This window comes from Streptomyces flavochromogenes (assembly GCF_000717595.1).
Taxonomy (GTDB): Bacteria; Actinomycetota; Actinomycetes; order Streptomycetales; family Streptomycetaceae; genus Streptomyces; species Streptomyces flavochromogenes.
Map to the genome: position 1 here is coordinate 63,380 of NZ_JNZO01000045.1, position 19,789 is coordinate 83,168.

Sequence of the window (19,789 nt, forward strand, 5' to 3'; positions counted from 1 at the left end):
CCACCCTGAGAGGAAGTCCCCTCAGTGTCCCCTGCCACACCCGCTCCGGAGAGCGGGGGCGCGGCGCTCGAACTCCTCGTCCACGGAGTCGGCGGAGCCACCCCCCAGGACATGCTCGACGACCCGAGGACCGTACGGATCACCGGCGACCGGACCGCGGCCATGCACCGGCGCGCCGAGGACGTCGACGCCGAGGACCACCCGGAGCGGTACGCGGCCCGCCCGGTCCCGGAGGCGTACGTCTGGTCCAATCTGACCTCGGGCGACGGCGCCCGTGCCCTGTGGCTGCTGCTCCTGCCCTTCATGGTCGCCAATCTCGCGCACTGGATGCGCCCGCCCGCCCCGGGCAGGCCGGGGCTCGTCCGGACCTACGGGGTCCTCGTCCGGCTGGTGGCCCTCACCCTCACCGTGCTGCTGACCGCCGCGGCCTGCGAGGTCGCCCTCGACCTGACGGCCTGGCAGTGCGCCGCGAGCGCCGCCTGCACCGACGCGTACTCCTGGCTCGGTTTCCTCTCCGAGGCGCGGGGCGGCTGGTGGTCGGCGCCCGGCCGTCGCCTCGCCGTCGCCGCCCTGGTGCCGACCCTGCTCGTCGGCCTCCTCTGGTACCTGTCGAACCGGACGTGGAGCGCGTACGAGGCCCAGCGCCCCCCGACCGGATACGACGACCCCGTGGCCGAACCACCGGCCGCCACGGGGTTCGCCCCGGTCCCGGAGGAGTCCGCCGACACGGAGAGCGCCGACCGGGGGGACGACGGTCCCGGCCCCGTCGAGCTGCGGCCCGCCCTCGGCCGCCCCGGCTTCTGGTACGGCCGCCGGCTCGTCGCCCGCCTCAGGGCCGCCCACACCGCCGCCGGATTCCTCACCGTCGCCGCCGCCCTCGCCACGGCCACCGCCCGGCACGACGTCACCACCCCGGGCGCCGGCGCCTTCCTCGGCCGGGCCCTCCAGGCCGCCGTCGCCGCCCTCGCGGTGCTCGTCCTCTGGGTCGTCTGCCGCCGCGGCCGCAGCGAGCGCCGCCTCGACCTGCGCGTCGAACGCGCCCTCGTCTCCTGGCTGCCCGGCGTCTCGCTCGCCGTGCTCGCGCTCACCGCCCTCTACGCCGGCTGGTCACGCCCCGGCTGGACCTCCGACGGAGCCCTGCCCGGCAACGTCGCCTTCGGCGGACTCACCCTCGTCCAGGGCGGCCTCGTCGTCGCCCTCGGCGTCGTCGCCGTACTCCTCCGGCGGCGGCCCCGCAGGGACACCCGTACCGCGCTGCGCGGACTCGGCGGACCCGCCGTCGCGATGCTCGCCTGCGCCCTGGCCGGAGTGATGTCCGGTGGTGTCGCCCAGCGGGTCGCCGACTGGCTCGACGGGCCCGCCACCCCCGGCATGGGCGACGGCGGCCCCCGGATCAGTCCGCCCGTGCTGCTCAGCTGGCAGGCGTCCGTCATCCCCGTGCTGCTCCTGCTGCTGCTCGCGCCCGCCGCGCTCCTCGCCGCCCGGACCGTGCTCGCCGGACGCCGGCTGCGCTCCCAGGTCGAGGCCGACTACGACGCCGCCGACGAACGCGACCCCGTCCGCACCGGCCGGATCGCGGCCGGCCGGGCCCGCGCGTCGCTCACCGACTCCGCGCCCGTCCTCGTCGGCGTCATCTCCGGAGCCACCCTGCTCCTCGGGGCGGGTTCCGTCGCCGGCGCCTGGGCCAGCGGAAACGTCCCCGGCCGGGCCTTCGACGGAGCCCACCCGGCGATCGCCTCCCTGGCCACCGTCACCCAGGCCATCGGCTCCTGGATGATCGGCTTCGGCTTCCTGCTCTTCGTCACCTGGGGCCGCCGCGCCTACCGTGACGCCTCCGCCCGCCGCACCATCGGCATCCTCTGGGACGTCGGCACGTTCTGGCCGCGCGCCGCCCACCCGTTCGCCCCGCCCTGCTACGCCGAACGGGCGGTCCCCGACCTGACCTGGCGGATGAGCTCCTGGACCCGGAGCACCGGCGGCCGGCTCGTCATCTCGGGACACTCGCAGGGCAGCGTGCTCGCCGCGGCCGCCGTCTGGCAGCTGCCGCCCGCCACCCGCGGCCGGGTCGCGCTCCTCACGTACGGGTCACCCCTGGAGCGGCTCTACGGACGCTGGTTCCCGGCCTACTTCGGCCCGGAGGCGCTGCGCGCCCTGAACCGTACGGTCCACTGCTGGAGCAATCTGTACCGCGCCACCGACCCCATCGGCGGCCCCGTCCGGGTCCCCGCCGACGGTGACAGGCCCGCCGTCGACGCGGCGGCCCTGCTCGACCCGGTCGCCTACGGCCGCACCCGCGCGCACCCGCTGCCCGAACCGATCCTGGGCCACTCCGACTACCAGGCCGACCCGGCGTTCGCCCACCGGCGCGGTGCCCTCCTGGACCGGCTCCCGCCCGCCGTACCCCACCCCCGCACGCCGAACGCTACGGCGGATCAGGGGAGTTCGGGCAGATCCTCCGGGTAGAGCAGGGTCAGGTCGTCCGTGCTCGCCTCGGCGAGCTCGGCGACCCGGCCCGCGTGCCGCTCCACCATCGACTCGAACGTCTGCCGCGCCGTACGCCCGTTGCCGAAGGCCGGGCCCTTGGGCAGCTTCGCGAAGTACACGAGCAGTGCCTCGTCCGTGCCGGGGGCGAGCCGGTACTCGTGCTCGTCCGCCTGCTGCCCCACGATCCGGAGCAGCTCGTCCGGGTCGTAGTCGCCGAAGGTGATGGTCCGTGAGAATCGGGACGCCACACCGGGGTTGACCGTGAGGAAGCGCTCCATCTCCGCCGTGTAGCCGGCGACGATGACGACCACCGCGTCCCGGTGGTCCTCCATCAGCTTCACCAGCGTGTCGATGGCCTCCCGGCCGAAGTCCCGGCCGGAGTCCTCCGGCGACAGGGCGTACGCCTCGTCGACGAACAGCACCCCGCCGCGTGCCCGGTCGAAGGCCTCCTGGGTACGGATCGCCGTCGAGCCGATGTGCTCGCCGACGAGGTCCACGCGGGAGACCTCGACCAGATGCCCGCGCTCCAGGACACCGAGCGAGGCCAGGATCTCTCCGTACAGGCGGGCCACTGTCGTCTTGCCCGTTCCCGGGTTGCCCGTGAAGACCAGATGGCGACGGACCGAGGCGGCCTTGAGGCCCGCCTCCTGACGCCTGCGCCCCACCTCGATCATGTTGGTGAGGGTCCGCACCTCCAGTTTGACGCTCTCCAGACCCACCAGGGCGTCCAGCTCACCGAGCACGTCCTGCGAGGAACGGGCGTCCACCGCCGGGACGTCCGGCACCGGTACGGGGGCCGGGACACGGGGCGCGGGCACCGTCCCGAGCAGTCCCCCCGACTGGGTGGCCGTCAGCACCGTCCCGCCCTCGGGCACGGAGGAGCGGACCGCGCTCTCGTCGCTGGTGCAGTCCTCGGCGCTCGCGCCCTCCTCCGGGAACTCGTATCCGCCGCGCGCGCACCGCTCCGTACGGCACTTGCGCAGGCTGGTCCGGCAGCCGTCGGTGACATGGAACCCGTACCCGCCGCTGCCCGTGACCCGGCAGCCGGTGAAGGAGCCGCGGCCCTCCGCCGACACGTAGAATCCGGCCTCGGCGGGAGAGGTGACCGTGCACCGGTCGATCGTGGGATCGGCGCCCTTGGTGACGATGACCCCGGTCTGTACGGAGTCGATCGTGCAGCCGCCGAGGGTGCCGCCGCTGCCGTGGTCCCGGAACCAGGCGCCCGTCGACGCCTCCCGGATCCGGCAGTCGTCGAGCTGAGCCGTCGCCCCGTCGCTCACCGACACCGCCGTGTTCCGCACCTGCGACAGGTCGCTGTCGACGACGTCCACGCGCGAACCCCGGTCGAGGACGAACAACGCGTCCGGTACGTCGTGCACCCGGCAGGCGTCGAGGACCGCGGTCGCCCCGTCGCTCACCCAGACCGCCGGGTAGTCGCCCGTACTGTCGTGGATCTCGCACTGGTTGGCGTCCACCCGGGTCCCCGGGTCCCACACCGAGAGGCCGTTGCGGCCGAAGCGGCGGACGGTCGACCGGGTCAGCGTGAGGACCGAGCGCGAGCGCAGGTCGACGGCGTTCTCCGGGACGTCGTGGATGTCGCAGTCGGAGAGCGTGAGCACCGCGTCGGTGTCGAGCGTGATGCCGTCGCCCGAGGTGCGGTGCACCGAGGAGTCGGTGAGATGGGCGGTCGCACGGGCCGCGATCTGGAGACCCGCGCCCTTGATCTCGTACACCTCGCAGCCGATGCCTTCGAGTCCGCTGCCCTCGCCGGTCACGGCGATCCCGGCGCCGGAGGCGTGGTGCACCCGGCAGCGTTCGAGCCGCGGATGCGCGCCGCCCCGCACCGAGATGCCCGCCTGCCCGGCGGAGACCACCTCGCACTCCTCGAACACCCCGCCCGCGCCGTCGACCACGGCGATGCCGACCCCGGCGGGATTGTCGACGGTGCAGCGGCGGACCGTCGGCCTGGCCGCGCCCCGCACCTCTATCCCGGCCGCCGAGCGGGTCATGATCCGCAGGTCGAGCAGCTCGGGGGTGCCGTCCTCGACGAGCAGCGCCGGTGCGGCGACGTCCTGCCCCTCGATGTGGAGGTCCTGGACGGTGACGGAGGCGCGCAGCGTCAGCGGCACCCCGTCCGGCGGGGCGATCCGCACCGAGCCGATGGAGCCCTCGGGGCCGCGCAGGGTGACGGCCCGCCGCACCACGAGGTTCTCCCGGTAGGTGCCGGGAGCGATGGTGAGCACGTCCCCGTCCCCGGCCGCCTCGAGTGCGGCGGCGAGCGAGGGGTACTCACCCGTGCGGCGCCGCCACCGCGATGTGCCGGTGTGCGTCACCTGGACCGTGCCCTGTGCCATGGGTGTGTCCTGCCCCCGCCTCATGCCTCGCCGCTGATCCGATGCCCCACCGTAGCGCGCGCGAGGGCACGGGGTTGACGGGTCGCGGACCCGCACGTGTGCCCGCGGCGGGGTGGGCGCCGGGCGCATGTCACGCCCGGTCAGGGGACGGTCGCCGATGGTCGAGGTCGGTCGGGCTCGGTCGCGCAGCGGTGCTGCCGGAGGTCGGTCGGACGCCGGATCCCGCCCCGGTTCGACCGGGGTCCGGCCGTGGGTCAGCTGCCGGTTCCGGTGCGGCCCCAGTCCGGTCCGGTCGCCGCCCACGCGCGGTCGAGGCGTGCGTACCGCATCAGCACCAGGCGGCGTACGGCGAGGCGGCGGACGATCTCGACCATGAGTCCCGCGAGCAGAGCGGCCGTCAGACCGGCGACGATCGCGTGGGCGCGGGCGGTGTCCGGGTGCATCGGCGGAGCCACGGGATGTCCGTACCGGTCGGTCCAGAGGGGGAAGGTGGCGCCCGGTGCGGAGGTCCGCCGGGCCGTCGTCACCGTTCCCGTACGGGCCGAGCCGTCGGGTGCGGTCCACTCGGCGACGACGGAGCGGCGCAGACGCTCCTCGCCGGTCGCCTCGGCGGTCCTGGGGCCGCCCGCGGGCCGGTCGGCCGGCCTGAGCACCCGGGCCGTCGTCGGCACCCGCTGTTCCTGCTGGGTGCGGACCGCGCGCTGGAGCGAGCCGTGGGCGGATGTGCCGGCCGCCCAGCCGGTCAGGGGCACGATCAGACAGAGCAGCGCGACCGCCGTGAAGGCGACCCAGGCCTCGACGAGATCGGTGGTCCGGCGCAGGGGATTGTGCCGCCAGCGCCAGAGTCCGATGGCAGCGCGCACGTCGGAACCCCCTCGTTGTTCACAGCTCCTCCAACGAGTGTGACCCGGAGGCGGGTTCCCCGCCTGTCGGTCGGCGAAGTGTGACGGGGGCCCCGGGGGATCTCGTGGCACGGTCCCGCGGGGAGGAGGGGACGGGGAGCGGCTCAGTCCAGGATCTTCACCTCGTCGCCGACCCGGACGGTGCCGGTGTGCTCGGGGACGAGGTTCTGGCCGAAGATGACCCGGCCGTCGCTCTTGCGGTGCCGGGCCAGGGTCCGCAGCGGCTCCTTGCCGCGCTCGGCCGTCAACTGGTTCGTCGTGGTGACGACACAGCGTCCGCACGGCCGCGCCACCCGGAAGGTGACCTCCCCGACGGCGAGCCGCGTCCACCCGTCCTCCGCCCAGGGAGCGGCGCCCTCGATCACCAGGTTCGGCCGGAACCGGTTCATCGGCAGCGGGCCCTCATGGGCATGGTCCCCCTGCGCGATGAGGGAGTTGAGCGCGTCGAGCGACGACGTGGTGGCGACGAGCAGCGGATAGCCGTCCGCGAAGCTCACCGTCTCCCCGGGCAGTGCGAAGTCCGGGTCGACCGGACGCCGGTGCTCGGGCGCGTCCATGTGGACGAGCCGGAACTCGCCCTCCAGATACGCGGAGAGCCAGCCGGCCGCCCCGGGGCCGGCCGGCACCGCCTCCACCGGCTTGTCGAAGATCTCCACCGTGACCGTGGACGAGGGGTGCGGTACCTCGACCGTCAGCGGCGGGTGACCGGACGCGGACAGGACGACCCCGCCGCCCGGCAGCGGCTCCGCCGTGGCCAACGCCATCCGGGGGTGACGGCGTTGGGTCACGACCTTGCCAGCCGCGTCGACGACGGCCCAGCGACGGTCTCCGGCCAGCCCCCAGGGCTGGACCTCGGCCTCCGCGGGGGCCAGTGCGCGCATGGCCTTCACCGGATGGACGTGGACGGAGCGGAGCGAAGGAGTCGGCATGCGGTCATCCTGCCAGCCGCTCCGGACCCGACGTCGTCCGCAGGGTGAAAGCCGGTCAGTAGCCTCCGCCCTGGTAGGGGCGGTTGTACGGGTCCTCGTACTGCATCGGCGCGGGGGCGGGCCGGGGTGCCGCCGGGCGCATCGCCTCGTACCCCGCGGGGGCGGGGCGGGGCGGCTGCGCGTACTGGCCGCCCTGGTAGCCGCGCGGGGCCACCTGCTGCTGCGGGATGTACGGGGCGGGGGCGTGCTGCAGGGGCACGGGGGCCATCTGCTGTGCGGGCTGCGGGTATCCGTAGCCGTTGCCGTAGGAGGGCTGCGGGCTGGGCGCCGCCGGGAGGGCGGGCAGTGCCGCGGGGAGCGCCGGCAGGTAGGAACCGCTGGAGGGGAAACTGCTGCCGGTGGCCTGGAAGCTGCTGCCGGTGTCGTAGGCGGCGGGCACTCGGATCGGGGCGATCTGAGGCGTGCCCCGCTCCGCGACCAGGGAGTCGTAGATCGGGGTGTCCGGGAAGGACGGCGCGGTGTGGTAACCGCCTCCATAGGTGGAGCGGGGGGAGGTCATGGCACATAAGTTAAGCCCACGATGTGCTGGTTGGGGAGCCTGATTAGAGGGTTGTTTGACGGGCTTCGTGAAGAAGTGGATCCCCAATCCGAGCGAACGTGCCAAAAACGGGCGGCGGAACGTGCCAAGATCATGTAAAAGCCGAGTTCGGAGGGGGTTACCGGCGGGTCGGGGGCCATGGACCGGCCGGCTGCCCCCGGGCATGAAGAACACATAAAGAAAAGGTGCCGGGAACGCGTGCGGGGAGTGATCATGGGCATGCTTAAGCGTCAATCCGCGGATCTCCGGGGCGATGTGTACACGCCGAATTGACGGCGCTACTCCCCGTGTCGGGAAAACTGTTTTTTCCGTGAAGAGGCGGCCTGCTCACCTGAAGCGACGTCACGGTCACGCGGCCGGAACGGCGTCGCGGTCACTCGCCCGGTGCGACGTCACGGCACCGGTCCGGTGCCGCCTCCGGTCGCGCGTACGTCCGGCCCTTCCACGCCGCACCGACACCCCGGTAATGCCGGACCGCCGAGTCCACCGTCATCAGGAGATACAGAAACGCGGTGAAGGGCAGCAGCGGAGCGAGCCACAGCGGCTGCCGGTAGTAACGGAGCATCGGCACGTACGTCCCCGCCATCACCGCCCACGCCGCACCACCCGCCCAGGCCGCCGCCCCGTCCCCGCGCACCGCACCCGCCGACAGGGCCACCGGCGGCACCAGATAGACGAGGACGAGCCCGGCCACGGTCCCCAGGAGCAGCAGCGGGCTGTGCCGCAGTTGCGCGTACGCGCTGCGGGCGACCATCCGCCACAGATCGCCGAGTCCCGGATAGGGGCGCACGCTGTCGACCCGCTCCGCGAGCCCCAGCCAGATCCGGCCACCGGCCCGCCGCACGGCCCGCGCCAGTGACACGTCGTCGATCACCGCCTGCCGGATCACCTCGGGCACGTCCGCCGCCACCACCGTCTCCGTCCGCAGCAGCACACAGCCACCCGCGGCGGCCGTCGCCAGCGGGCGCGGCCTGTTGATCCAGCGGAAGGGATAGAGCTGCGCGAAGAAGTAGACGAACGCCGGCACGACGAGACGCTCCCAGAGGCTCGCCACCCGGAGCCGGGCCATCTGGGACACCAGGTCCAGCCCGTTCGCCTCCGCCGCCGACACCAGGAGACGCAGACTGTCCGGCTCATGGGCGATGTCCGCGTCGGTCAGCAGCAGAAACCCGGGTCCCCGCGTGCGTGCGAGCGCCATGCCGTGCCGCAGCGCCCAGAGCTTCCCGGTCCAGCCCGGCTCCGGCTCACCCGGCGACACCACGGTGAGCGCCAGACCTCCATGACGGGTGGCGAGCTCGACGGCCAGCCGCCCCGTGCCGTCCGTACTCCCGTCGTCCACCAGGATCACCTCGGCGACGCCCGGATAGTCCTGCGCGAGCAGAGACGGCAGGCTCAGCGGCAGCACCTCGGCCTCGTCCCGCGCCGGAACGACCACGGCCACGCGAGGCCACCGATCCGCCTCCCGGCGCGTGCGCCGCTCCTCGTGCCGGGAGGCCGACGGCAGCCGCTGATCCGTGCGCCAGAAGAACCCCTGGCCGAGCAGCAGCCAGACCCAGACGACCAGGGAGAGGAGCGCGAACCAGGCGAGGGTGCTCATTCGCGGCAGTCTGCCCCAGATTCGGGGCCCCAGAACGCTCATCGGCTAGGGTGACCGGGTGAAGATCGCGCTCATGGACTCCGGAATCGGCCTCCTCCCGGCAGCGGCCGCGGTGCGGCGACTCCGGCCGGACGCCGACCTCCTCCTCTCGAACGACCCCGACGGGATGCCCTGGGGACCGCGTACCCCCGAGGACCTCACGGGGCGCGCACTCGCCGTCGCCCTCGCCGCGGCCGAGCACCGCCCGCAGGCGCTGATCGTGGCCTGCAACACCGCCACCGTGCACGCCCTGCCCGCCATCCGCGCCGCCCTCGAACCGGACATCGCCGTCATCGGCACCGTGCCCGCGATCAAGCCCGCCGCCGCCGGCGGCGGCAAGGTCGCCATCTGGGCCACCCCGGCCACCACCGGCAGCGCCTACCAGCGCGGACTCATCCGCGACTTCGCCGACGGCGCCGAGGTCACCGAGGTGCCCTGTCCCGGACTCGCCGACGCCGTGGAGCACGCCGACCCCGAGGCCGTCGACCGCGCGGTCGCCGCCGCCGCGGCGCTCACGCCCCGCGACGTCCACACCGTCGTCCTCGGCTGCACCCACTACGAACTGGTCGAGGAGCGCATCCTCGCCGCCCTCGAGGCGCGCGGCCGCGCCGGACTGCCCCCGCTCGTCTTCCACGGCTCCGCCGACGCCGTCGCCGCGCAGGCGCTGCGCCGCGTCGGCGCCGAACCCGCCCCCGCCGCGGACCCCACCGGCAGCCTGTCCGTGCTGCTCAGCGGTCGCCCCGGCTCGCTCCCCGCCACCGCCCTCGGCTACGCCCAGGGCCGGCTCCTCGCGGCGGTCGCACCCGCGCACTGAGCGGGGGACCCCACCGGCCACCGAGCGGAGGAGATCCAGACCGCCCCCACCGGGGTCGATCACCGAGCGTGTGCGTACGACCTCGTTCCATCGCGCTGTTCCGGGTGATCCTGGGTACGCTTCCCGATATGAGGGACCATGCCCGGAACCAGTACGCCGACGAGCGGACACCCGCCGTCTGGACCGGCCGCGCCACCAACCGCTTCCAGTGGGTCGCGGCGGCCGCCGGTGCCGCCTGCCTGGCCCTCGGCATCACCCTCGCCGTCGCGTCGGCCTGGACCTCGGGCATCGCACCCCTGCTGATGGCCGTGATCGGCTGCGTCGCCGCCGGACTGCTCGTCCTCTTCGGCACGCTCGCCTTCGTCCATGTGTATGTGAAGGTCGACGCCAGCGCCATGGAGGTCCGCTGCGGCCACATCGGCGTGCCGCGCCGCCGCATCCTCCTCTCCCATGTCGTCGGCGCCGACTTCGAGCCGAGCGTCGACCCGCGCCACTGGGGCGGCTGGGGTTACCGCTGGCGCCCCGAGAAGGGCACGGCCGTGGTCGTCCGGCGGGGCGAGGGCCTGATCCTGCGCCTCGGCGACGGACGGACGTTCACCGTCACCGTCGATGACGCCGAGTCCGCCGTCCGCGTCATCCGCGACCGCCTCCGCGACATGGCCCCGCCCGCGCCGCCCGCGCCGACCGGCCGACCCGTGTGACCGTATGGCACGAGCAGCACGAGCAGGAGCCGGACGAGCTTGAGGAGCCGGCGTGACCTCGTGAGTCGAGGCGGCTCGCCGGGCCCCACGCCCGGCGCGCCCGCCCTCCGCCCTCGACAGGAACGCCCCGTAGACTCCGCAAGGTGAGCGCCACCATCACCCCCGTCGACGCGTCCGCAGCCGACACCGCCCCCACACCGGCTCCCCGGCTGCGGCGGTTCGTACGGCCCGGGGCGGCTCTGCTGTCCGGGCTGCTGCTCTACCTGAGCTTCCCGCCGCGCCCCCTGTGGTGGCTCGCGCTGCCCGCTTTCGCCCTGCTCGGCTGGAGCCTGCGGGGCCGCCGGCTCCGCGCCGGGTTCGGCCTCGGATACCTCGCGGGGCTCGGCTTCCTGCTGCCGCTCCTCATCTGGACGGGCGAGGAGGTCGGCCCGGGGCCGTGGCTCGCCCTGGCCGCCATCGAGGCGCTGTTCGTGGCCCTCGCCGGCCTCGGGATCGCGGCGGTCTCCCGGCTCCCGTGGTGGCCGTTCTTCGCCGCCGCGGTGTGGATCCTCGCGGAGGCGGCACGCGCGCGCGTGCCCTTCGGCGGCTTCCCGTGGGGCAAGATCGCCTTCGGGCAGGCGGACGGGATCTTCCTGCCGCTGGCCGCCGTGGGCGGCACGCCGGTGCTCGGCTTCGCCGTCGCCCTCTGCGGCTTCGGCCTGTACGAGACGTACCGCCAGATCCAGACCCGCCGGGCCGCGGGCGCGGCGACCGGCACGGTCCACGACGAGGACACCGACGCCGACGCCGACGCCGACGCCTTCACCGAGGCCGGCGGTGCCGGCTCGGACCGAGCACTCGCCACGCGCGCCGGCACCGGGCTCGAAGCGGCCGCCGGCGGCCGTTCCCGCACCCTCCCGCGCGGTCCGCTCGTGGCCGCCGCGCTCGCCGTGCTCGTCCCGGTCACCGGCGCGCTCGCGGCGCTGCCGCTCGTCGACGACTCGGCCGAGGACGGCACGGCCACCGTCGCCGCCGTCCAGGGCAACGTGCCCCGCTTGGGCCTCGACTTCAACTCCCAGCGCCGGGCGGTCCTCGACAATCACGTCGCCCGCACCCGTGAACTCGCCGCGGACGTCAAGGCCGGCCGCGCGCCGCAGCCCGACTTCGTGCTGTGGCCAGAGAACTCCTCGGACATCGACCCGTACGCGAACGCCGACGCGGCCGACGTCATCGACGGCGCCGTCCGCGCGATCGGCGTGCCGACCGTCATCGGCGCGGTCATCGCCCCCGAGACCGGCAAGCTCCGCAACACGCTCATCGAGTGGGACCCGGACCGCGGCCCGGTCGCCACCTACGACAAGCGGCACGTCCAGCCCTTCGGCGAGTACATCCCGATGCGGTCCTTCGTCCGCATCTTCAACAGCAACGTCGACCGGGTGAGCCGCGACTTCGGCGCCGGCACGAAGGTCGGGGTCTTCGACCTGGCCGGTACGAAGGTCGGCCTCGCCACCTGTTACGAGGCGGCCTTCGACTGGGCCGTGCGCGACACGGTCACCCATGGCGCCCAGCTGATCAGCGTCCCCAGCAACAACGCCACCTTCGGCCGCAGCGAGATGACCTACCAGCAGCTCGCGATGTCGCGGGTGCGGGCCGTCGAGCACAGCCGGTCGGTGGTCGTGCCCGTCACCAGCGGGGTCAGCGCGGTCATCCGCCCTGACGGCGAGATCGTCGCGGAGACGAAGATGTTCACCCCGGACGTCCTGGTGGAGAAGGTGCCGCTGCGCTCCTCGCTGACCCCGGCGACCCGGATGGGCACCCTGCCGGAGGCGCTCCTCGTGGCGCTGGCGGCCGCCGGTCTCGGCTGGTCGGCCTTCCGTTCGGTACGGGCCCGGCGCACCGCGGCGGAGTAGAGCGGGGCCGGCGCCCGAGCGGGGCGGATCCGCGGATGATCTAGGGTCGGTGCATGGTTACCCCTGACTTCATCCGGACCCTGCGCGAGACAGCCGGTCACCAGCTCCTCTTCCTGCCCGGAGTGAGCGCCGTCGTCTTCGACGACCGGGGCAGGGTGCTGCTCGGCCGGCGCGCCGACAACGGACGCTGGGCGGTCATCGGGGGCATCGTCGAGCCCGGGGAGCAGCCCGCCGACTGCGCGGTGCGCGAGGTCTTCGAGGAGACGGCCGTGCACTGCGAGGTCGAGCGGATCGTGCTCGTCGAGACCCTTCGTAAGCCCGTCGTCTACCCCAACGGCGACCAGTGCCAGTTCCTGGACGTCTCCTTCCGCTGCCGTGCGGTGGGCGGCGAGGCGCGGGTCAACGACGACGAGTCCACCGAGGTCGGCTGGTTCGACGTGAACGACCTTCCGGAGATGAAGCGCTTCTCGCTGCTGCGGATCGAGAAGGCGCTGGCCGACGCACCCACATGGTTCCGCACCACAGCAACCGGCTGAACTATGGGTCCGAAGCACATCGGTGGGGGAGTGGACCCTTCATAGGGTGCGGAGCATGAGCGCCCCCATCACCGCCCCTCTCGGAGCCGTATCGGACCCCGATGCGCCCGCCGTCGCACCCCGGCCCCGTGCCGTCGCCCTCGACCTGACCGGCCGCACCGCGCTCGTCACCGGCGCGGCCGGCGGCATCGGGCGCGCCTGCGCGCTGCGGCTCGCCGCCTCGGGGGCCCGGGTCAGAGCCGTCGACCGGGCGGCCGAAGGCCTGGAGACCCTCGCCGAGGAGGCCGCGGAACTCCCCGGGGGCCTCGAACCCCGGCTGCTCGACCTCACCGACCTGGACGCCGCCGAGGCGGCCGCCGACGGCGCCGACATCCTCGTCAACAACGCCGGACTCCAGCTCGTCCGGCCCATCGAGGAGTTCCCGCCGGACGTCTTCCACACCGTGCTCACGGTCATGCTGGAAGCGCCCTTCCGGCTGATCCGGGGCGCCCTGCCGCACATGTACAGCCAGGGCTGGGGCCGGATCGTCAACATCTCCTCCGTCCACGGGCTGCGTGCCTCCGCCTTCAAGTCCGCGTATGTGGCCGCCAAACACGGTCTGGAGGGCCTCTCCAAGACCGCCGCCCTCGAAGGTGCCCCGCACGGCGTCACCTCCAACTGCGTCAACCCCGGCTATGTACGCACCCCGCTCGTCGAGCGGCAGATCGCCGACCAGGCCGCCGCCCACGGCATTCCGCCGGAGCGCGTCCTGTCCGAGGTCCTGCTGAAGGACTCGGCGCTCAAGCGGCTCATCGAGCCGGAGGAGGTCGCCGAGGCCGTGCTCTACCTCTGCACGTCCCAGGCCTCGTTCATCACCGGCAGCTCCCTCACGCTCGACGGAGGCTGGACCGCCCACTGAGGGACGCCCCCGGGGCTCCAGCTCCTGGAGACTCGGGGGCCCGCCCTCCCCGTGGCGCCCCGGGCCCGACCCCTGGGCGGCGCCTCCGGGGCCCGCCCCCTCTGGGCGTCTTCAGGGCCCCTGCCCTGGGCGCCCCTGGTGTCCCTGCTTCCCCGTGAAGGTCGTCCACAGGGGTGGTGCGACCACACGTTCGGCAGGTATCCCTGTGTCCATGTCCCACGAACACGTCTCCTACCTCGAACTCCTCGCCCGGGGAGCCGCCACGGAGGCCTACGACCGGCCCGTGCTGCTCGCCCGTGCGAGCGGCGCGGGCCCCGAGGCGCTGGCCGAGCTCGAAGAGGCCAAACAGCTGGCCCTGCGGGTCCGGGCCGAGCTGGAGGGGCGGCGGCGGCGCGAGGCGGAACTGTCCGCGCTCTTCGCCACCGCCCACGACCTCGCGGGACTCCGTGACCTCGACGCGGTGCTGCGCGCCATCGTCCAGCGCGCCCGCTCGCTCCTCGGCACGGAGTGCGCCTATCTGAGCCTCAACGACCCGGCTGCCGGCGACACGTACATGCGGGTCACCGAGGGCTCGGTCTCCGCCCGCTTCCAGCAGCTCAGACTGGGCATGGGGGAGGGGCTCGGCGGCCTCGTCGCCCAGACGGCCCGCCCCTACGTCACCGACGACTACTTCGACGACGCGCGCTTCCAGCACACCCGGACCATCGACACGGCCGTACGCGACGAGGGCCTCGTCGCCATCCTGGGCGTCCCGCTCAGCCTCGGCAGCCAGGTCATCGGCGTCCTCTTCGCCGCCGACCGACGGGCCAGGGTCTTCGAACGCGAACAGGTCGCGCTGCTCGGCTCCTTCGCCGCGCACGCCGCCGTCGCCATCGACACCGCCAACCTGCTCGCGGAGACCCGCTCGGCCCTCGCCGAGCTGGAGCGCGCCAACGACATCATCCGCGAGCACAGCGGCGTCATCGAGCGCGCGTCGGAGGTCCACGACCGGCTCTCGGAACTCGTCCTGCACGGTGGCGGCGTCCACGACGTGGCTCACGCCGTCTCCGAGGTCCTCGGCGGAACCGTCGAGTTCACCGAGGAGGGCGCCGGAACCGCCCGCCGCGCCGGGGGCCACGCCGTCCGCGAGGGCGACGACTGGGTCGCCGCCGTCTCCGCCGGCGGCGAGACCCTGGGCGCCCTCGTCCTGCACGGCCAGCCGGACCTCGACCCGGTCGACCAGCGCACCCTGGAACGCGCCGCGCTCGTCACCTCCCTCCTCCTCCTCGCCCGCCGTTCCGCCGGCGAGGCCGAGCAGCGCGTACGGGGCGAACTCCTCGACGACCTCCTCGACGCCCCCGACCGCGACCGGCGGCTGCTCAAGGAGCGCGCCGCCCGGCTCCGTACCGACAGCGAAGCCCCGCACGTGGTGCTCGCCGCGCGGATCGACAGGGCCGGCGGCGCGGCCGATCCGGATGCCGGCGGCCGCGAGGGCGCCGACCGCCAACGCCTCTGGTCGGCGGCCACCCACCTGGCCGCCACCCGCCACGGACTCGCCTCGGCCCGTGACGGCGGAACGGTCCTGCTGCTGCCCCTCGGTCCCGGCGAGAGCGCCGCCGACCTCGCCCGGCAGACCGCGCGCAGCCTCGGCGGCACCCTGCGCGAACCCGTCACCGTGGGCGCCTCCGCTCCCGTACGGGCGCCCCTGGACCACCCGGGCCAGGTGGCCGTCGCGTACGAGGAGGCCCGCCGCTGCCTCGACGCGCTCCGGCTCCTGCACCGCTCCGGCCAGGGCGCCGCGGCCGAGGACCTCGGTTTCCTCGGCCTGCTGCTCGCCGACAGCCGGGACATCGACGGCTTCGTCGACCGGACGGTGGGTCAGGTCGTCGCGTACGACCGGCGTCGGGGCACGGACCTGATCCGCACCATGGACGCCTACTTCGCGAGCGGCATGAGCCCGGCCCGGACCAAGGACGAACTCCACGTCCACGTCAACACGGTGGCCCAGCGCCTGGAACGGGTCGGCCGCCTCCTCGGACCGGACTGGCAGTCCCCGGCACGCGCCCTGGAGATCCAGCTGGCGCTGCGGCTGCACGCCCTGGCGGACGCGGTCACGAGCACATGAGAGAGGCCCGGTGCCCCGCTCGTCACGAGCGGGGCACCGGGCCTTTCACGGGTGTCCTGGAACGGGGTGTCCCGAGCCTCAGGCGTCGGCGCCGACCTTGGTGTCGGCGGCGGTCCGCTCCTCGATCTCCCCGAGGTCACGGTCGCGGGTCTCCTTGGCGCAGGCGATGGCGACCACGGTGAGCAGCGCGGCGGCGATCACGTACAGGGCGATCGGAGTCGAGTCGCCGTAGTCGGCGAGGAGCGCCGTCGCGATGAGCGGGGCGGGCGCGCCGGCGGCCACGGAGGAGAACTGGGCACCGATGGAGGCACCGGAGTACCGCATCCGGGTCGCGAACATCTCGGAGAAGAAGGCGGCCTGCGGCGCGTACATCGCCCCGTGGAGGACCAGGCCGACGGTCACGGCGAGCAGCAGGGAGCCGAAGGTGCCGCGGTCGATGAGCGTGAAGAACGGGAACATCCAGGCACCGACACCGATCGCGCCGATCAGGTACACGGGACGGCGGCCGATGCGGTCGGAGAGCGCGCCCCACAGCGGTATCACGGCGAAGTGGACGGCGGAGCCGATGAGAACGGCGTTCAGCGCGGTCTGCTTGGAGAGCCCGACCTCGGTGGTCGCGTAGACCAGGATGAACGCGGTGATCACGTAGTAGGAGATGTTCTCCGCCATGCGGGCGCCCATCGCGATCAGCACGTCCCGCCAGTGGTGCCGCAGGACGGCGACCAGCGGCATCTTCTCGACCTGACCGGCGACCGCCTTGCGCTCCTCGGCGGCGGTGAGGGCCGCCTTGAAGACGGGCGACTCGTCGACGGAGAGCCGGATCCAGAGGCCGACGAGCACGAGCACACCGGAGAGCAGGAAGGGGATGCGCCAGCCCCACGAGGCGAAGGCGGCGTCGGAGAGCAGCGCGGTCAGCGCGGACAGCACACCCGTCGCGAGCAGCTGGCCGGCCGGCGCACCGGTCTGCGGCCACGAGGCCCAGAACCCGCGCCGCTTGGCGTCCCCGTGCTCGGACACCAGCAGGACGGCCCCGCCCCACTCACCACCGAGCGCGAACCCCTGCACGAGCCGCAGCACGGTCAGCAGCACCGGGGCGGCGGACCCGACGGTCGCGTGCGTCGGCAGCAGTCCGATGGCGAAGGTGGCCCCACCCATCAGCAGCAGGCTGAGCACCAGCAGCTTCTTCCGCCCGAGCCGGTCGCCGTAGTGCCCGAACACCAGCGCCCCGAGGGGCCGGGCGGCGAACCCGACCGCGTACGTCAGGAAGGACAGCAGGGTCCCGACGAGCGGATCGGACTCGGGGAAGAACAGCTTGTTGAACACGAGCGCGGCGGCGGACCCGTACAGGAAGAAGTCGTACCACTCGATGGTGGTGCCGATGAGACTGGCGGCGACGATTCTCTTGAGGGATCCGGGTGGCGTCGGGGAGGGTGTTGCGGCGGCCATGTGCACCACTTCCAGGCAAGCGCCTGCGAGGGGCCGAGAGAGAGGCTGTCCGGGTTGCAATGATCGGGCACGTTTTGGTGGTGCGGTGCTGACGCCCGTGCTGGTTTGGTGCTGACTGAAGTCCCATGTCAGCACCCCTGCCGACCTCTCCCGTGCTGACTTGGTGCTGACTACGCAGCGTTGAACTCCGACATCTGCGACAGACCGGTTCCGATGGATGCGCCAAGGTCGGTCGTGGGTTGCGATCCTCCATGTGTGGCCCTGCTGGCCCCGTGGGTCGGATGGCCGTTCGTGGAGGCTGGTTCGAGTCGTACGATTTCCCGAATAGCCGCGCACAACTGGGGAGTGTGGCGCGGGGGATGCGCCTGCGCCCCCCGTCTGGGGCGCCGACCCTTCGGCGGGGGTGCCGTGTATCTGGCCACACTGACGGCTGAGAACTTCCGTGTCTTCGGTGCCCGGAGATCACCCGAGGAAACGGGAGATGCGCTCGAACTGGAGCTGACGCCCGGTGTATCCGTTCTCCTGGGCGAGAACGACGCCGGGAAGACGGCCGTCGTCGACGCCATTCGGCTGTGCCTCCTGACGACAGCTGCCCCGCCGCCTGGACGAGATCTCCCGCGACCGGCCCCTGGTCCTGCACTGCGCGGGCGGCCACCGCTCGTCGATCGCCGCGAGCCTGCTGCGCCACCACGGCTTCACCGACGTCTCCGACATCCTCGGCGGGTACGCCGCCTGGGCGCTACTGAACACCCCCGCGACCCTGTGACCGGCTGCCGCCCCCGCATGCCGGCCCTTCCCGGCCGCGACGAACCGTCGGCGCCCCTGCGGGGTGACCCTCCGCCCTGACGGGCCCTCCTTGCGCGGGCACCGGCCCCCGACCCTGACCTCAGATATACCCCGCCCCGTATTCGCGTACGGAATCATCTCGCCACGACGGGTGGTCGGCCAGCCAGCCGGCCACGCGTGCGGCCTCGCGGCCGGGCAGCACGTCGATCGGTCGGCGGGCCTCAAGGTCGACCAGCAGCGTCGCGTAGGTGTGGCCCTTGAGCAGGGCGAAGTCGTCGGTGCCCAGGACCCGGACAGGTCCCGTGCTGGTCAGCTCGGTGGTCCGCAGCAGCCGCAGCAGGGTGTCCTTCGCCGCGGTCATGCCCAGCCTTCGGGGGAGCCGGGCACCGGGCCGTCCGGCCAGCGCCTGAGCGACCAGGCCGAGCAGGTCCCGCAGGACGGGCGTATGCCGGGCGTGCGGCCGGTCAGTCCCGGAATCCGCTCGGCGAAGGTGACTGCCGGGCACTCGGCCGCCAGGCACTCGAACCGCCGTATCAGCACCACGATCACGACCGGCAGCCCACCCAACGGCGCGTCCGCGAGACGCCGTTCATACCGGCCGTGTATTCGACCCGAGAGCCTTCCGCACCCCGGGTACCGCGCCGAGCACGTACGGGATCGTGCACGCAGCACAACGTCGCCCGTATCCCGGTGCACCGACTCGATCACCACATCCGCCAGATGCGGCAGAACCTCCCGCAAACCCCCTGAACCGCACACTCATCCGAAACGATCGAACGGCTCCAACGTCACAAGATCAGCGACAGAGCCGATGGACGTGCAGAGCAAGGAGACCCGTGAAGCGCGAACGTCGCGGTTCGAGATGATGGAGCGTTGTTTTTTCGCTATTTCAATCAGACCGGCTGGACTGCGATCTTCAACGGCACCGACACCGAGATCGGCCGCATAGTGCGTATGGAGGGCTGGGACCGGGCGACCGGGACGGCCCTGGTCGTCGATCCCAAGCGTGGTGGCACCTGCACCTGGTGAGTCAGGAACCGAGTGTTGGCCTGCCCGCCGCCTGTCGTCGGAGGGCCCGGAACTTCCACACGATCCCGTTCAGGACCCGGCGGTCCTCCAGATCGAAGACACCGCCTACCGTGTACGAGCTCGTGAGGGGCCTCGTGCTGCCGAGGCGCCTATGGGCGCAGGAGGAATGGTGGCCGCCTCCCATCTCCCCAGAGGTGCTGTCCATCGAGGGAGGACGGGAGACGGCCACCGGTCGGCGGCCCACCCACGGCGGAGGTCGGCGTCTACCGCTCCGCGTGGAGGTCGCCGAGGAGTTTGGCCTGGTCCGCCAGGACGCCGGACAGGATCTCGCGGGCCACCCGGAGCAGCTCCGCCACGCGCGGGCTGGCCAGCGAATAGTGGACGTTTACACCCTCTCTTCGGGTGACCACCAGGTTGGCGCGGCGCAGCACTGCGAGCTGCTGCGACAGATGCGCCGGTTCGATGCCGACCTTGGGCAGCATCTCGGACACCGCATGCTCCCGCTCGCTCAGGAGCTCCAGCACGCGGATGCGCGCCGGGTGGCCCAGCGTTTTGAAGAACTCTGCTTTGAGCTGGTACAACGGCGCGCTCACCGAACCGGCCCCCTCCACATCGACGGCCCGTCGGCCGTGAAGATCTTTGGACACGGGCCATCCTCGCTCAGCCCCGCCCATTCGCGAACC

17 protein-coding genes and 2 pseudogenes are annotated in these 19,789 nt (G+C 73.1%); 10 read left to right on the forward strand and 9 right to left on the reverse strand.

Annotation, left to right across the window (positions count from 1 at the left end; translation table 11 throughout):
• Positions 1 to 24 precede the first annotated feature (24 nt).
• Positions 25 to 2,463: a hypothetical protein gene (locus IF00_RS0137520; protein ID WP_030326100.1), complete on the forward strand. Its 2,439-nt coding sequence runs from the start codon at positions 25 to 27 to the stop codon at positions 2,461 to 2,463.
• On the opposite strand, the gene IF00_RS0137525 is transcribed toward IF00_RS0137520, so the two are convergent.
• The 5 genes from IF00_RS0137525 to IF00_RS0137545 all read right to left on the reverse strand — a co-directional run bounded on the left by IF00_RS0137525 (position 2,433) and on the right by IF00_RS0137545 (position 8,864).
• On the reverse strand, positions 2,433 to 4,838 hold the full coding sequence (locus IF00_RS0137525; RefSeq protein ID WP_030326101.1) for a right-handed parallel beta-helix repeat-containing protein: 2,406 nt from the start codon (positions 4,836 to 4,838) through the stop codon (positions 2,433 to 2,435). The two genes, IF00_RS0137520 and IF00_RS0137525, sit on opposite strands and share 31 nt — an antisense overlap.
• A 254-nt stretch (positions 4,839 to 5,092) precedes the next feature.
• Positions 5,093 to 5,701: an Rv1733c family protein gene (locus tag IF00_RS0137530; RefSeq protein WP_030326102.1), complete on the reverse strand. Its 609-nt coding sequence runs from the start codon at positions 5,699 to 5,701 to the stop codon at positions 5,093 to 5,095.
• 143 nt (positions 5,702 to 5,844) lie between these two features.
• Positions 5,845 to 6,669, reverse strand: a complete 825-nt coding sequence (locus tag IF00_RS0137535) for an MOSC domain-containing protein (RefSeq protein ID WP_030326103.1) — start codon at positions 6,667 to 6,669, stop codon at positions 5,845 to 5,847.
• 55 nt (positions 6,670 to 6,724) lie between these two features.
• Positions 6,725 to 7,228, reverse strand: coding sequence for a DUF6643 family protein (locus IF00_RS0137540; RefSeq protein WP_030326104.1), 504 nt, complete (start codon positions 7,226 to 7,228; stop codon positions 6,725 to 6,727).
• A 412-nt stretch (positions 7,229 to 7,640) separates the two neighbouring features.
• Positions 7,641 to 8,864, reverse strand: a complete 1,224-nt coding sequence (locus IF00_RS0137545; RefSeq protein ID WP_030326105.1) for a glycosyltransferase — start codon at positions 8,862 to 8,864, stop codon at positions 7,641 to 7,643.
• Between the two features lie 58 nt (positions 8,865 to 8,922).
• Between IF00_RS0137545 and IF00_RS0137550 the strand changes: the two genes are divergently transcribed.
• From IF00_RS0137550 to IF00_RS0137575, 6 genes are all read left to right on the forward strand, one after another.
• A complete protein-coding gene (locus IF00_RS0137550) occupies positions 8,923 to 9,717 on the forward strand; it encodes a glutamate racemase (RefSeq protein WP_030326106.1) in 795 nt (264 codons plus the stop codon).
• 128 nt (positions 9,718 to 9,845) lie between these two features.
• Complete coding sequence (locus IF00_RS0137555; protein WP_030326110.1) at positions 9,846 to 10,418, forward strand: hypothetical protein; 573 nt, start codon at positions 9,846 to 9,848, stop codon at positions 10,416 to 10,418.
• Positions 10,419 to 10,561: 143 nt separating this feature from the next.
• Complete coding sequence (lnt, locus tag IF00_RS0137560) at positions 10,562 to 12,307, forward strand: apolipoprotein N-acyltransferase (protein WP_037640048.1); 1,746 nt, start codon at positions 10,562 to 10,564, stop codon at positions 12,305 to 12,307.
• Between the two features lie 53 nt (positions 12,308 to 12,360).
• The gene (locus tag IF00_RS0137565; protein ID WP_030326119.1) at positions 12,361 to 12,843 is read left to right on the forward strand and encodes an NUDIX hydrolase; all 483 of its coding nucleotides are present in this window, start codon (positions 12,361 to 12,363) and stop codon (positions 12,841 to 12,843) included.
• A gap of 55 nt (positions 12,844 to 12,898) precedes the next feature.
• Complete coding sequence (locus IF00_RS0137570; RefSeq protein ID WP_030326121.1) at positions 12,899 to 13,741, forward strand: 3-hydroxybutyrate dehydrogenase; 843 nt, start codon at positions 12,899 to 12,901, stop codon at positions 13,739 to 13,741.
• A gap of 211 nt (positions 13,742 to 13,952) precedes the next feature.
• Positions 13,953 to 15,845, forward strand: a complete 1,893-nt coding sequence (locus IF00_RS0137575) for a helix-turn-helix domain-containing protein (protein ID WP_037640051.1) — start codon at positions 13,953 to 13,955, stop codon at positions 15,843 to 15,845.
• A 78-nt stretch (positions 15,846 to 15,923) separates the two neighbouring features.
• Here the strand turns inward: IF00_RS0137575 and IF00_RS0137580 are convergent, their stop codons facing one another.
• Positions 15,924 to 17,291: an MFS transporter gene (locus IF00_RS0137580; RefSeq protein WP_030326124.1), complete on the reverse strand. Its 1,368-nt coding sequence runs from the start codon at positions 17,289 to 17,291 to the stop codon at positions 15,924 to 15,926.
• 213 nt (positions 17,292 to 17,504) lie between these two features.
• Here IF00_RS0137580 and IF00_RS47320 point away from each other — a divergent pair.
• Together IF00_RS47320 and IF00_RS44355 are read left to right on the forward strand one after the other, a co-directional pair.
• Positions 17,505 to 17,816 (forward strand): annotated as a pseudogene (locus IF00_RS47320) (hypothetical protein); the annotation flags it as partial.
• A 61-nt stretch (positions 17,817 to 17,877) separates the two neighbouring features.
• Positions 17,878 to 18,057, forward strand: a pseudogene (locus IF00_RS44355) (rhodanese-like domain-containing protein); the annotation flags it as partial.
• Positions 18,058 to 18,177: 120 nt separating this feature from the next.
• Here IF00_RS44355 and IF00_RS42985 read toward each other — a convergent pair.
• Positions 18,178 to 18,438, reverse strand: coding sequence for a transposase (locus IF00_RS42985; RefSeq protein WP_030326127.1), 261 nt, complete (start codon positions 18,436 to 18,438; stop codon positions 18,178 to 18,180).
• Positions 18,435 to 18,836 carry a transposase family protein gene (locus IF00_RS48150; RefSeq protein ID WP_078945010.1) on the reverse strand — a complete coding sequence of 134 codons (402 nt, stop codon included), beginning with the start codon at positions 18,834 to 18,836 and terminating at the stop codon, positions 18,435 to 18,437. The genes IF00_RS42985 and IF00_RS48150 overlap by 4 nt, the downstream gene beginning before the upstream one ends.
• A 114-nt stretch (positions 18,837 to 18,950) precedes the next feature.
• Between IF00_RS48150 and IF00_RS45885 the strand changes: the two genes are divergently transcribed.
• On the forward strand, positions 18,951 to 19,106 hold the full coding sequence (locus IF00_RS45885) for a hypothetical protein (protein WP_158710566.1): 156 nt from the start codon (positions 18,951 to 18,953) through the stop codon (positions 19,104 to 19,106).
• A 263-nt stretch (positions 19,107 to 19,369) separates the two neighbouring features.
• Here the strand turns inward: IF00_RS45885 and IF00_RS0137605 are convergent, their stop codons facing one another.
• The gene (locus IF00_RS0137605; protein WP_030326131.1) at positions 19,370 to 19,699 is read right to left on the reverse strand and encodes an ArsR/SmtB family transcription factor; all 330 of its coding nucleotides are present in this window, start codon (positions 19,697 to 19,699) and stop codon (positions 19,370 to 19,372) included.
• Between the last annotated feature and the right edge of the window lie 90 nt (positions 19,700 to 19,789).

Coding starts and splice junctions, on each gene's coding strand:
- IF00_RS0137525 (WP_030326101.1), bottom strand. CDS start 4,838: ATGGCACAGGGCACGGTCCAGGTGACGCACACCGGCACATCGCGGTGG.
- IF00_RS0137535 (WP_030326103.1), bottom strand. CDS start 6,669: ATGCCGACTCCTTCGCTCCGCTCCGTCCACGTCCATCCGGTGAAGGCC.
- IF00_RS0137540 (WP_030326104.1), bottom strand. CDS start 7,228: ATGACCTCCCCCCGCTCCACCTATGGAGGCGGTTACCACACCGCGCCG.
- IF00_RS0137545 (WP_030326105.1), bottom strand. CDS start 8,864: ATGAGCACCCTCGCCTGGTTCGCGCTCCTCTCCCTGGTCGTCTGGGTC.
- IF00_RS0137555 (WP_030326110.1), top strand. CDS start 9,846: ATGAGGGACCATGCCCGGAACCAGTACGCCGACGAGCGGACACCCGCC.
- IF00_RS0137565 (WP_030326119.1), top strand. CDS start 12,361: ATGGTTACCCCTGACTTCATCCGGACCCTGCGCGAGACAGCCGGTCAC.
- IF00_RS0137570 (WP_030326121.1), top strand. CDS start 12,899: ATGAGCGCCCCCATCACCGCCCCTCTCGGAGCCGTATCGGACCCCGAT.
- IF00_RS0137575 (WP_037640051.1), top strand. CDS start 13,953: ATGTCCCACGAACACGTCTCCTACCTCGAACTCCTCGCCCGGGGAGCC.
- IF00_RS0137580 (WP_030326124.1), bottom strand. CDS start 17,291: ATGGCCGCCGCAACACCCTCCCCGACGCCACCCGGATCCCTCAAGAGA.
- IF00_RS42985 (WP_030326127.1), bottom strand. CDS start 18,438: ATGACCGCGGCGAAGGACACCCTGCTGCGGCTGCTGCGGACCACCGAG.